At 34.8% G+C, this 12,609-nt stretch carries 11 protein-coding genes and 1 other annotated feature; of the genes, 2 read left to right on the top strand and 9 right to left on the bottom strand.

From position 1 onward, the window contains the following. Positions 1–377 precede the first annotated feature (377 nt). Positions 378–515 (top strand): hypothetical protein, encoded by a 138-nt coding sequence (locus tag BAQ49_RS32965; RefSeq protein ID WP_208610852.1) that lies wholly within the window; start codon positions 378–380, stop codon positions 513–515. 9 nt (positions 516–524) lie between these two features. Here the strand turns inward: BAQ49_RS32965 and BAQ49_RS14870 are convergent, their stop codons facing one another. The 7 genes from BAQ49_RS14870 to proB all read right to left on the bottom strand — a co-directional run bounded on the left by BAQ49_RS14870 (position 525) and on the right by proB (position 7,298). Then, positions 525–1,178 carry a TetR/AcrR family transcriptional regulator gene (locus BAQ49_RS14870; RefSeq protein WP_071745958.1) on the bottom strand — a complete coding sequence of 218 codons (654 nt, stop codon included), beginning with the start codon at positions 1,176–1,178 and terminating at the stop codon, positions 525–527. A gap of 24 nt (positions 1,179–1,202) precedes the next feature. Continuing rightward, positions 1,203–2,222, bottom strand: coding sequence for an ABC transporter permease (locus BAQ49_RS14865; protein WP_071745957.1), 1,020 nt, complete (start codon positions 2,220–2,222; stop codon positions 1,203–1,205). Further along, positions 2,219–2,944: an ABC transporter ATP-binding protein gene (locus BAQ49_RS14860; RefSeq protein WP_071745956.1), complete on the bottom strand. Its 726-nt coding sequence runs from the start codon at positions 2,942–2,944 to the stop codon at positions 2,219–2,221. The genes BAQ49_RS14865 and BAQ49_RS14860 overlap by 4 nt, the downstream gene beginning before the upstream one ends. A 184-nt stretch (positions 2,945–3,128) precedes the next feature. After that, positions 3,129–3,380 carry a hypothetical protein gene (locus tag BAQ49_RS14855; protein WP_071745955.1) on the bottom strand — a complete coding sequence of 84 codons (252 nt, stop codon included), beginning with the start codon at positions 3,378–3,380 and terminating at the stop codon, positions 3,129–3,131. A gap of 212 nt (positions 3,381–3,592) precedes the next feature. Next, complete coding sequence (locus BAQ49_RS14850; RefSeq protein ID WP_425266545.1) at positions 3,593–4,414, bottom strand: metallophosphoesterase; 822 nt, start codon at positions 4,412–4,414, stop codon at positions 3,593–3,595. A 487-nt stretch (positions 4,415–4,901) separates the two neighbouring features. Next, on the bottom strand, positions 4,902–6,149 hold the full coding sequence (locus tag BAQ49_RS14845) for a glutamate-5-semialdehyde dehydrogenase (RefSeq protein ID WP_071745953.1): 1,248 nt from the start codon (positions 6,147–6,149) through the stop codon (positions 4,902–4,904). Positions 6,150–6,194: 45 nt separating this feature from the next. Continuing rightward, on the bottom strand, positions 6,195–7,298 hold the full coding sequence (proB, locus tag BAQ49_RS14840) for a glutamate 5-kinase (RefSeq protein WP_071745952.1): 1,104 nt from the start codon (positions 7,296–7,298) through the stop codon (positions 6,195–6,197). Between the two features lie 145 nt (positions 7,299–7,443). Beyond that, positions 7,444–7,654, bottom strand: a binding site (T-box leader). A gap of 454 nt (positions 7,655–8,108) precedes the next feature. Between proB and proC the strand changes: the two genes are divergently transcribed. Then, the gene (gene proC, locus BAQ49_RS14835) at positions 8,109–8,930 is read left to right on the top strand and encodes a pyrroline-5-carboxylate reductase (RefSeq protein WP_071745951.1); all 822 of its coding nucleotides are present in this window, start codon (positions 8,109–8,111) and stop codon (positions 8,928–8,930) included. A gap of 246 nt (positions 8,931–9,176) precedes the next feature. Here proC and bla read toward each other — a convergent pair whose 3' ends face one another. Together bla and BAQ49_RS14825 are read right to left on the bottom strand one after the other, a co-directional pair. Further along, positions 9,177–10,103, bottom strand: coding sequence for a class A beta-lactamase Bla1 (bla, locus tag BAQ49_RS14830; protein WP_071746267.1), 927 nt, complete (start codon positions 10,101–10,103; stop codon positions 9,177–9,179). Between the two features lie 282 nt (positions 10,104–10,385). Continuing rightward, the gene (locus tag BAQ49_RS14825; protein ID WP_071745950.1) at positions 10,386–12,521 is read right to left on the bottom strand and encodes a peptidoglycan D,D-transpeptidase FtsI family protein; all 2,136 of its coding nucleotides are present in this window, start codon (positions 12,519–12,521) and stop codon (positions 10,386–10,388) included. Positions 12,522–12,609 lie beyond the last annotated feature (88 nt).

The following is a 12,609-nucleotide window of genomic DNA, read 5'->3' as shown; positions in this document are numbered from 1 at the left end:
CTTTATCAATTCGACTATTATCTAAAAATCAATCCAATTAAATTCATAAACTGTGCGTATATTTACTCCTGCTTTTCTGCTAGAAAACTATCAATGATCTCGTTTTGGAAGGCCATAAAGTCCTCTACTTTTCAGGTCACTCCAAAGCGTTGTCCGATTCACATCGAGTTCTTACGTTAATTCATCCTGTGACCTATTGTTATGTTTCTTTGTCTTAGCTCGTTTAACTTAGCCAATATTATGTTACGCTCCTCTTCTGAAATAGAAAAAAAGCAATCGATTTTATATCGATTGCTTTGAATTTCGTGTATCTTTTGTAGTTCTTATTGAAAGTCTGTATTAAACAAATAGATTCAGCACTAATCCAGCATGATCAGATGGCCAAAAAGCCGTTATCGTTATATCAGCGTTTGAATTCGGATTTCCTAGAAAAATTAACAGTAGGTGTGTATAAGCGGGTCCCAACAGCAATTCGTTCCCTTATGCAACTTAAGCAATCGGAGAATTTCACATAATTTATTTCATTACCTCCGTGGCGTTAGTCCATATAATATAAATTGAATCGTATTTTCGATTTCCACTTCATCATCCCATTTCTCTTCAGGCAATAATAAAAACCTCGTTAAGAGAAATCCTAGTACAGCTGATAAAGTAAGACGTAATACGGAAGATGGTGGCATTTCAATAATTTCCCCTTCTTCTTGAAACTTTACAATTAACTTTTTAAAATGTGAAAGCAGTTCTGTTTCTACTAATTGTTGTATTTCACTTTTTAGTTCCGGCTGAAATGGTACTTCTTGAATTAGTATTTTTATCATTGGAAAGTGCTTTTTGGCAAATTCAAACCTATTATGAATTACTACTCTTAAAAGACCTTCATACGATTCATAATTTGTTTTAAATATTTCCTTGGCAAAAGCTTGTATAAAAAATGGCGCAGCGAACTTTGTTAAGGTCGGCATCACAACTGCAAACAATAAATCTTTTTTCGTTTTATAGTAGCGGAAGATTGTTCCTTCCGCTACACCCGCACGCTTCGCAATTTCACTCGTTGAAGTTGAGGCGTATCCTTTTTCTCCAAACATATCAACAGCTGCCTCTAATATACGCATTTGACGTTCATTACGTTTATCAGTATTCGTTGCGGCAACTAATTCTTCCAGCCAATCCTTCTTCATTTATAATGCTCCTTTTTGTCTTCATTATATTTTGCGATGTTTCTTTAAAGCAAATACATTTCCTACTGCAAATAATAGTGAAAAAAGAAGTAAAACAGTAAGATCTAAAGCAATTTCTGTAAACCCTTGATTCCTAATCATTACTTGCCTCATTGCGTCAGCACCATATGTGAGTGGAAATAATTTACCTAACATTTGTAACCACTTATTCATGGATTCCATTGGAAACAATCCAGAAAAGAAGACTTGAGGTACAATTACAAGCGGTATAAACTGAATCATTTGAAATTCATTATTTGCGTATGCCGATAAAAATGTGCCTAGTGTTAATGCAGTTAAAGAAAGCATACATGTTATAAGTAGCGTTAGCCATATTGAGCCAGCTACATATAAATCTAGAATATAAACTGAAAAACTTACAATTATAATAGATTGTATAAATGCAAAGATTCCAAAACCAATAATATATCCTACTACTATTTCCCATCTTCTCACCGGCGTGGACAATAATCTCTCTAATGTACCACTTAACCGTTCTCTTACAAAAGAAACTCCCGACAGTATAAATACAAAGAAAAATGTAAAGAAACCAATTAATACGGGACCAAGACCATCAAACATCGTAATGTCTTTAGAGCCATGTAAGTAATTCACTTCAGGCTTCATAACTGATACATCATTCTTTTCTGTACTTTTTTGCAACACTTGGAGTACAGCACGATTTTTTGCAGAATCACTGCCTTCTAATAGAAGATTCATTTTCCCATCCTCTAAATAAATTACTGCATCTACCTTTTGTTTTTCCAACTCAGAAATTGCTTTCACTTTGCCGTATTCATAAATTGAGGCTTCTTGATTTTTCATCGTTTTTACTATAGGAGCAGGTACATCGACTACGGCGATATGCGGTATATAGTCTTTTTGTGTAAATACTAGCGACAATAACCAAAGTAATAACATTGGTGCCCCAAACATCATTGCTAAAGAACGTTTATCTCGAAAAAATTGACGGATGATTCGGATGACTACACCATTAACTCTCATGATTCAATCACTCCTTCTAACATAAAGACATCTTCAATTCGTCCAGATGATGTTTGTTTTTTTAATTCCTCAGGTGTACCAATCGCAACTAATTTCCCTTCTCTAATTAGCCCTAGACGTTCGCAAAACTCTGCTTCATCCATAATGTGCGTTGTTACAATAATAGTTGTCCCTTTCTTTTTAAGATCATAAAACTTCTCCCAAATCGACTTTCGAAGAAGAGGATCTATCCCAACTGTTGGCTCATCTAAAATCAATACTTCTGGTTCATGAAGGAGTGCTATCGCCAATGATAAACGTTTTTTCATTCCACCTGAAAATTGCTGTACTGGTTTTTTCATATGCTCGGATAATTGCACAAGTTCAAAAACTTCTACAATTCTCTCTTTCTTATGCTTACCTTTTAATCCATACATTGTTGCAATAAAATCTGCATTTTCATATGCCGATAGTTCTTCGTATAATGCATCAGCCTGAGCCATATAACCAATTCTTTTCATGCCATTTAAATTAGGCATGTTTGTATTAAAAACAATTACATCTCCTGTAGTTGATTCATTAATACCTGCAATCATTTTAATGAGTGTTGTTTTCCCTGATCCGGAAGGTCCGACCAATCCAAAAATTTCTGCCTTTTCTACTTGCAATGAAAGGTTATACAAAACTTCTTTTTTCCCAAAACTTTTTGATACATCTCGTAAAATAATTGAAGATTGTTGCACTCTAAATCCCCCTTTTCTATAAAATGAGTGAGTACTCACTTTTATTTTACTCTTGAGTTATTATATGTCAAACTTTACTAATAAATATTTTTTCTGTTAATAACTAAAACAATGAAACAGAGTCGACATTAGAATACTTTTTCTGAAAGTCGACTCTGTTTCATTGTAAATCATTCGATTTTGTTTATGTTTTTAAATTTAAATACTTTCTAATTCTAGCAACATCTAATGAATATTCGATAACTATTTGCTGTATTGGCAAAATAACTGTTTCCGGATATAAATGTGCATACTGTAAAGTTTCTGCATACTTTTCTAATCTTTTTTCTAAATACTTTACAATTTGTTCAGGATGACTTACTAATAAAGACTTACAATAATAATGAATTTGTTCCTCAATCGCCGTATATTCCTCAATTTCAAATTCTTTATGCATTTGTACACCCCTTTATATTTTAATTACGTCTAATATTGACCATTTCAATTCGACATTCTTAATTTTTTGATTATTTAAACTATAACAAACTTATTGAGTCAAATTTTGTTACTTTATGTAGCGAGGAGAAAATTTAACAAAATTGTAATGGAAACTTGTACTGAAGAAAAATTAGCTTTAAATTATTCCCCTGAACAAAAAAGCCGTACAGATTAATTTAACTGCACGACTACAATCTCGGGTCTATTAAAGATTCTTTGCGGAATGATACTATTACCTAATCCTCTACTAACTATCATTGATGTATTTTGTTTTTCATATAAACCCGCTGTATATTTAGGTAATATACCTTGATTAGGAGCAACCAACCCACCTATAAATGGTAGTCTTACTTGTCCGCCATGGGCATGCCCAGATAAAACTAAATCTATTTTTTCCTCAGTATACACATTTAAAAATTCAGGTCTATGAGAAAGTAGTACCATATATCTATCTGGATTTACTTCATTTTTCGCTTTAGCAATCTCATTTTTCACTATAGATTCTTCATTATGATTTCCACTAGTAAACTCAGGGTCATCTATACCTAACAAATATATTTCCTGTCCGTCTTTTTGAATGTTTATATGTTCATTTCTTAAAACAGTGACATGATGCTTCTTCAATTCTTTCTCTAAACTGTTATATTGCCCGGACCACTTTTCATGATTCCCTGTAACAAAATATACCGGATACTCCTTTACAAGCTTTCGCACTACTTGCAAACTAACTTCTGCATCGTATGATTTACTATCTATTAAATCACCCGTTATAGTAATAATGTCCGGTTGAATACTTTTTACTTTTTTAATGAACAGGTCTTGATTATCACCAAACATTTTATTATGTAAGTCTGAAAGCTGGAGGATTTTAAAGCCTTTAAAAGAGGAGGGGATTTTACTAGATGTTATTTTAATTTCACTTACACTTATTAAATTGTTCTGCAAATATAAAAATATACTAATACCCACTAATGTACCAATAATCAATATGATTTTATAAATATTTTTTTCATAGTTTCTCCTAAAAGGTTTTCATTAATTTAACATATAGAATTATTTCTCTAATTATTTTCAGCATCAAAATCCATAACTATTTCCTTACTACTTTATTACCTTAACTTGTATTAATCTGCTTTCCATAACGATAACACAAAAATCGAGTTCGGATCACCATAACATTGGAACCTTGAATGGCTTCGTATGTCTTCCTGTTATATATTTGTACTTACTTTCAATATTAACGCTAATGTAACCCTAATAGAAAAAGAATCGGCCATTTCAACTTATAGACATGCCCTTTTATTAAAAAATTTTCACGAGCATGACGCTTCGATAAAAAACAAAAAAGGACCGTATTCCAGTCCTCTTTCTATTTTAATGTTATCAATTTAAAAACCTTCAGCATACGCATTTTGATAAAGTCTCAACCTGTCTTGTTAGTTTAGTAGGCATTTAGCTTTTTTCTCTTCCCTTATATTTATTATCTCCGAATCTGTCCATTCCCACGAATCATATATTTTGTGGAAGTCAATGCAGGAAGCCCCATTGGTCCCCTTACGTGTAGCTTTTGCGTACTGATGCCGATTTCTGCGCCGAAGCCGAATTCAAAACCATCAGTAAAGCGTGTCGAAGCATTATGGTAGAGTGCCGCAGCATCGACGGATGTGAAAAACTTGCTAACGTTTTCTTCACTCTCTGTAATAATCGCTTCAGAATGCATGGATCCATAAGTATTGATATGATTAATCGCTTCTTCAGCAGAGGAAACTATTTTGACTGCTAGCGTGAGAGATAAAAATTCTGTCCCCCAGTCTTCTTCTATAGCGGGTACAATAGAAGCATCAATTGCTAATACTTTATTATCTCCACGTAGTTCTACTCCTCTTTCCTTTAACGAAGAAAACAGTTCGTTACCAAATCGATGCCCCCAATTTTCATGAAGTATAATCGTTTCAATTGCATTACATACAGATGGACGCTGCGTTTTGGCGTTTATGATAATATCAAATGCCATTTGTTTATCTGCAGTTTCATCAATAAAAATGTGACAATTCCCTGCACCAGTTTCTAATACCGGAACAGATGCTTCTCTCACTACAGTATCGATTAACTGTTTACCACCTCTTGGGATAAGAACATCCAAGTACTCGTTTAGTGTAAACAGCTGCTTTGCACTATCACGTGACGTATCTTCTATAAGTTGTACGCATTCTGAAGGCAAGCTCGTTTGTTTAAGTGCTCGGTGAATAACAGCCACGATGGCTTTGTTAGAATACGTAGCGGAAGAACTACCACGTAAGATCACTGCATTTCCTGTTTTTAAGCAAATCGTGGCCGCATCCACCGTCACGTTTGGGCGCGCCTCGTAAATCATCCCGACAACACCTAGTGGCACGCGCATCTCCTGAATAGATAAACCATTTTCCAATTCCCATGCACTTACACATTCTCCAACAGGATCACGCAAATCAATCAGTTGCTTAATACCTTCTGTCATATCAATAATACGTTGCTCATTCAGCATAAGGCGATCAAGGAGAGAAGCAGACAATCCTTTTTCCTTACCTTCCTCAATATCCCGTTTGTTCTCCTCTAAAATATATGCGGTTTCTAATATCAATTGATCAGCAATCGCGATAAGTGCTTCGTTTTTTTGATCTGTAGATTTTAGTACAAGTTCTCTAGCAATCTTCTTCGCTATTTGTCCCTTTGCCAACACTTCATTCATTTTCATTTCCTCCTTCTTTAAGATTCAGATGAGTCTACTCTATTCTTAAAATGAAACCCAATTATCTCTATGGATGACTTCATAGCTATGCCTTTCAGCTCGAACTTGAATGTCTTGGCTCTGCATACCTTTTAGATCTTTTATTTCCTCTGCACTATATCTGCATTGACCTTTCCCTATTACACGCCCTTGTTGCGTTACGACCTCCACAACTTCTCCTGCTTGGAAGAACCCGGAGACACTAGTAACACCAGCAGGAAGAAGACTCTTTCCATGCTGAATGATAGCAGCTGCTGCTCCAGCATCCACTTCGATTTGTCCGCTAACAAGTGAATGTAACGCAATCCACTGCTTATTCATCTTAATCGCTTTTGGAGGTGCATTACCGATATACGTTCCATCACCTTTCCCCTTCAAAACATCTAAAAACTTCTCATGTCCACGACCTGATCCGATAAATACACTCACACCAAGAGAAAGTGCTGTTTTTGCAGCATCGATTTTCGATTTCATACCGCCAGTTCCCAGTTTTGATCCAGCATCACCAGCAAGAGAAGCGATTTCTTCCGTAACCTCAGGGAGGAAATAATATTTTTTCGCGTCTGCATTATTCTGGGGATTCTGGTCATATAAACCGTTCACATCTGTAAAAATCATGAGCATATCGGCCGAAACAAGTCCGCTTACTAAAGCAGACAGCATATCGTTATCACCAAACGTCAACTCCTCTAAAGAAATAGAATCATTTTCATTAATTATGGGAAGAGCGGAACGGTTTAGTAGCTCCCCTAAAGTGGCATAAGCATTACTGTATTGTTCTTTTCTTGAAAAATCACTTCTTGTTAGTAAAAGTTGCGCGGTAACGATATCATATTTACGGAATTCCTCCGTGTATGCCTGCATTAACAAACTTTGCCCGACAGCCGCAGCAGCCTGTTTACCTTTAATTGTTACTGGCCTGTTAGGGTACCCTAGAGCAGAAAAACCTGCAGCGACGGCCCCAGATGTAATTAACAAAACTTCATGCCCTTCCTCTTTCAATCGAGCCAATGCGGCAACATGATCTGAAAGTTGTTCTTTAGAAATGCCTCCATGACTATCTGCTAGAGAGCTACTCCCAATCTTTACAACAATTCGTTGTTTTTTCACTTTTGTATCCCCCAAGTCTAAAATCAAAGTTTTTTATAAATTACACTTCTATTCATACAGCTTGCAGCGATTTCTATTCTCACCAATGCTGCACCTAGCCTATTAAAGAGCAAAATAAAAATGACCGCTTCGCCCTTAATAAAATAAAAAGGACGAAACGGTCATTGTTCCGCGGTACCACCTTAATTGATATACATAGATATCCACTTGGCGCCTATAACGCAGGCGTACGCCTAAACTTTCATTTAAGACTCAGGGATAGGTTCGATACATTCTATACGAGGAATCTTTCAGCCGGTGAATTCCACTCTCTTTCGTAAGAAGACATATGTACTAATTCCCTTCAACGATTTTCGATCTAATTTTTTTATATTATGCGATATTGTTTGTTTTTGTGTCAAGAGATATTTTGAAAAATTATTAGAGCGACAAGTTTCTAGTATAAAATTATGAACATCACCATTTCTTAAAAATGTGGATTTAACTATACCTTATCGATTATTAATCAACATAGAGCTAGTTATGTTACAAATCCTACAACTTCTCCTAATTCCTTATACGAATAATAGAATGTTTTGCTATTATCAAACACGATCTTTGATGTTATCAAGTGTAGACAATACAAAATATTACATTTTACTGCATGTACTTATATAGTCTCAAATAAAGTTTATTTATTTTTAGTATTGCAAAAAGGACTACACTCTCTTAAAATATTTCTTTATATTGTATGGGATATTATTTAACTTTTTCAGAATAATATTTTAAAACCGATAAAATTGATTATAAAAGGAGCAAGATCGAGTTATTATGGACAAACAAATTGGATTCATCGGATGCGGAAATATGGGGATGGCTATGATTGGCGGGATGATAAACGAAAATATAGTGTCTGCAGAAAAAATAATTTGTTCAGACGTAAACGTTACTAATTTAAAAAATGCTAGCGAAAAATATGGCGTAACTATAACTTCTGAAAACAATGCAGTAGCTAAAAATGCTGATATTTTAATTTTGTCAATTAAGCCAGACTTATACTTATCAGTAATTAACGAAATAAAAGACCAAATAAATGGCGATGTAATAATCGTAACTATCGCTGCTGGAAAAAGCATTATGAGTACTGAGGATGCTTTTGGTAGAAAGTTAAAGATTGTAAGAGTAATGCCTAATACACCAGCTCTTGTTGGCGAAGGAATGTCTGCATTATGCCCTAATGAACTGGTTACAGAAAAAGATTTAGAAGATATATTAAACATTTTTAATAGTTTTGGTCAAACAGAGATAGTAAATGAAAAATTAATGGATGTTGTAACTTCTGTAAGTGGTTCGTCGCCAGCCTATGTATATATGTTTATAGAAGCCATGGCAGATGCTGCTGTATTGGAAGGAATGCCAAGGGATCAAGCATATAAATTCGCAGCCCAGGCTGTATTAGGTTCTGCAAAAATGGTACTAGAGACAGGAATACATCCGGGTGCATTGAAAGATATGGTTTGTTCTCCAGGTGGAACGACTATAGAAGCTGTAGCAACATTAGAAGAAAAAGGTTTAAGAACAGCCATCATTTCAGCTATGAAGCGTTGTACTCAAAAATCTGTTGAACTATCTAGTCTAACGAAAAACAATTAAAATAAAATTTACCAATTGCGTATGCCTTAATTAAGTTGTATACCATATTCACATTTGGTTTAGATAATCCTCATTATAAGTAGTAAATAAAACGGACGAATTCATACTTTCTTGAATTTGTCCGTTTTATTATTTATTATTCTTAAATAATTTCATGCTATTTGTTCCCCTCTAGTCTTCCCCACTTTTCCCCCGCATAAGACTTTGTATAAAATTAGGTAAAGAAATGAGAAAACTGAGAGTTTATTACCTAAGAGCATTGATTACAACTTTAGCTGCCTCTGCAATTAGTTGGTTATCATAGGTGTCCTCTTTTTCATCTTTACTGGATAAAATTGCGATGATAATAGGTGCTTTATTCGGCGGCCAAACGATAGCAATATCATTTCTTGTCCCATAACTTCCAGCTCCTGATTTATCTCCAACTACCCAGTCAGTTGGTACGCCTGCACGAATAAGTTTGTCTCCTGTAGCATTGCCTTTCATCCACTCTGTAAGAATGTTACGTTTATGAGCTGGAAGCGCTTTTCCGACCGTAAAAGCCTTGAGAGTTGTAGCAATTGCTTTTGCTGTACTAGTGTCACGAATGTCTCCTGGAATAGCTTCGTTTAACTCTGTCTCAAAGCGATCAGCCATAGTAACCCGATCACCCATCTGTCTAAGCGCCTTTTCATATCCCTTAGGACCGCCTATTTTATTTAATAAAATGTTCCCTGCAGTATTATCACTGGAACGAACAGCGGCCTCAACAATTTCTCCTAATGTCATTCCGGTATCTACATGTTTCTCTGTAACGGGTGAATATTCAACTAAATCATCTTTCGTATAGTTGATGACTTCATTTAATTTATCAATTGAGTTTTGCTGTAGCAATACCCCTGCCGCTAAGGCCTTATAGGTTGATGCATAGGCAAATCTTTCGTTAGGTCGATAAGAAATTGTTCGATTTGTACCAGTATCAATAGCATACACACCTAATCGAGCATCAAATTTTTTCTCAAGTTGAGAAAATTCTTTATACGTCGCATGATTATTATGTTTAACTGGTCCTGTCTTTTCTTTCGCTTCAACTTGCAATGTCCCTCCTGTAAAAGTTCCTAAGCTTATAAGACCTAAGCCTAATATGCCAGCACAGATCCCTATTATTTGCATCCTCTTGTTTTTCAAAATCATCATTCCTTTCAAATTTTCAATATTGAAAACAAGTGGTAAATTCAATACACTGTATCCAATTTGAACACCTGTTTTTATACGTACACATAATAGACCAACTAGGAAACAAGTTTGTTCCATAAATTTAAAACCTTTTTAACTAGTAGCCAAGATATTAACAAAAGTAAGAGATAGCAACTATGTTAGCTGCTATCTCTTATTTTAAATCTTCCTTTTTATTTAACTTATTAAGGTTTTTATATAAACAGGGGCTCTTCCCCTGAGAAAAGTGCACATATTTTTCTAATTTTGATTCGAACTATCTGTACTAACAGCTTCACCATGTATACGTTGCTGTTTTAAATCAAAGTATGCATCTAAAACTTCCTTTCCAATTATAGAATTAATTCCATTTTTATCATTATGAAGCCACGGGACTACTACAGAAAATGCTACTTCTGGATTATCATATGGAGCATATCCAACTAATGTTAAGTTGTAACATTCCATACGTTCTCCTTTTGCATTTCTACCAATAGGATCATCTCCACCATATACAGTTTGAGCTGTCCCTGTCTTTCCTGCTGGTTTATATGGAGCATTTTTGAAATACTTCACTCCAGTTCCATCACCTTCTTGGAATACCCATCTAAAGCCTTCTTTTATCCGATCAATATGTTCTTTCTTCATATCAACTCGATTTAATACGACAGGCTCTATAGAGCGTATAACTTTGCCAACCTCTTCTTCTTTTATTGATTGTTCTCGTATTTCTTGTACAATTTGGGGCTGCATACGATATCCACCATTTGCAATTGTTGAAATATATTGTGCTAATTGCAATGGCGTATAAGTATCATACTGACCGATAGAAAAATCTAGTAAAAATCCAGGTTGACTATCTACTTTTCTAGTTTGTCCAATTATTTCATTCGGTAAATCAATACCTGTTGGGACTCCTAAACCAAATTGTTTAAAATAATAGCGCATCGTATCAAATGCTTCTTGTTTAATATCCAACGAACCATTTGGTACGTAATTAACTCCCGCAATTTTTAAAGCTGTCTGGAACATGTATACATTCGAAGATACTTGTAAAGCTCGTAAATCATTAATATTACCAAATCCGGATACATTCCACGATTTCTTAGCTTGTGTACCTTTAAATTTCATCGGTGCATCATAAAATTGATCTCCTGGCTGTATTGCCCCTGTCTCATATCCAGTTAATAAAGTAGCACCTTTTACAGCTGATCCTAGCTCATACGAAGTTGTCATGTTACCTAATGCCAAATCCTCAACCTCTATTTTCCCTTCTTTTGCTACAATCTTTTTGCCTGCCATAGATAAAATTTGTCCATTATTTGGATTCGTCATGACGACAAAAGCTCGGTCCAACAGTGGCTCTGAATTCTTAAAAGCTCTCAAATTTTTCTCTATACTTTCTTCCACTTTCTTTTGTAATTCCATATCAATCGTTAACGTTAAACTATTACCACTTTTTCCTTTAGAGATTATTTCTGCGCTAACAATGTTTCCTGATTTATCAGTAATGTTTTTCACTTCTTCTTTTGTGCCGTGTAATACATCTTCATATCGTTGTTCAATATAACTTTTTCCTACACGATCATTACGGTTATATCCACGTACCAAATAAGAATCTAAGTTTTCTTTCGGTAATCCTTCTTCACTACTTGTAATATTACCTAACACGGAACGAAATAAATTACCATTTACATAATTACGTTCCCAATCAACTGTTGCATCTACTCCTGGAAACTCCGCAAGGTTTTCACTTATGCGCGCATACTCTTGATCTGTTACATCTTTTTTAATAATTTGTGGTGTCAGTTGATAACCTGAACTCATTTTACTTTTAATAGCCAACACCTTTAAGTCTTGTGCTGTTAATTCTGCCAATTCCACTTCTGTCACACGACTTCGTCTTAAATCTTCAATTTTTTTGTCTAGCTCTTTTCCCTCTATTCCCTTTTCTTTAAACTTTCCTATGTCTTTTTTAGTAATCTTTGATTCCGCACGTTTTGTATTCAATTGCATCCAAAAATCTTTTTTATCGATATCTGTTAATTTATTTATATCTTGTTCGGGCATTTCAAGTACTTTCGCCAAGTCTTTTGCTGTTTTTAAAATGTCTTCACTCGTTATCCCCTTCACCCTTGTATACGTAATCGTACGAAGAGATCGATTATTAACAACCATTTTTCCTTCTCGGTCTAGAATTTGTCCACGTGGAACCGGAATACTAGTTGTTTCATTTTGACTGTTTTCCACTTGGTTCTTATAAGCCTCTCCTTCAACAATTTGTACCTTTCCTAGCTGCATAATAATAGCCGAGAATAGCAGAAAGATGCAAAGGAACATTATATTTAATCGAATAGATATATATGTTTTCTGCTTATTTCCTTTTTGTTTTATCATAAATCCTCCATTTAATCCTTTCAGGGATTGCTACAAATACTAAAAGCATTCCTTATATATTAGATACCGATAATCGGTTATAAATATC

Origin of the sequence: Bacillus proteolyticus (genome assembly GCF_001884065.1) — a bacterium.
In the GTDB taxonomy this organism is placed as follows: Bacteria; Bacillota; Bacilli; order Bacillales; family Bacillaceae_G; genus Bacillus_A; species Bacillus_A proteolyticus.
Note: the sequence above shows the minus strand (reverse complement) of the source record. Positions and strands in the feature narration are given on the sequence as shown.

What these genes read in the sequence shown, in the direction of transcription:
- BAQ49_RS14845 (WP_071745953.1), bottom strand. Translation starts at nt 6,149, where the DNA reads ATGAATGAAGTGTTGGCAAAGGGACAAATAGCGAAGAAGATTGCTAGA.
- BAQ49_RS14870 (WP_071745958.1), bottom strand. Translation starts at nt 1,178, where the DNA reads ATGAAGAAGGATTGGCTGGAAGAATTAGTTGCCGCAACGAATACTGAT.
- BAQ49_RS14855 (WP_071745955.1), bottom strand. Translation starts at nt 3,380, where the DNA reads ATGCATAAAGAATTTGAAATTGAGGAATATACGGCGATTGAGGAACAA.
- bla (WP_071746267.1), bottom strand. Translation starts at nt 10,103, where the DNA reads ATGATTTTGAAAAACAAGAGGATGCAAATAATAGGGATCTGTGCTGGC.
- BAQ49_RS32965 (WP_208610852.1), top strand. Translation starts at nt 378, where the DNA reads ATGGCCAAAAAGCCGTTATCGTTATATCAGCGTTTGAATTCGGATTTC.
- BAQ49_RS14825 (WP_071745950.1), bottom strand. Translation starts at nt 12,521, where the DNA reads ATGATAAAACAAAAAGGAAATAAGCAGAAAACATATATATCTATTCGA.
- proC (WP_071745951.1), top strand. Translation starts at nt 8,109, where the DNA reads ATGGACAAACAAATTGGATTCATCGGATGCGGAAATATGGGGATGGCT.
- BAQ49_RS14865 (WP_071745957.1), bottom strand. Translation starts at nt 2,222, where the DNA reads ATGAGAGTTAATGGTGTAGTCATCCGAATCATCCGTCAATTTTTTCGA.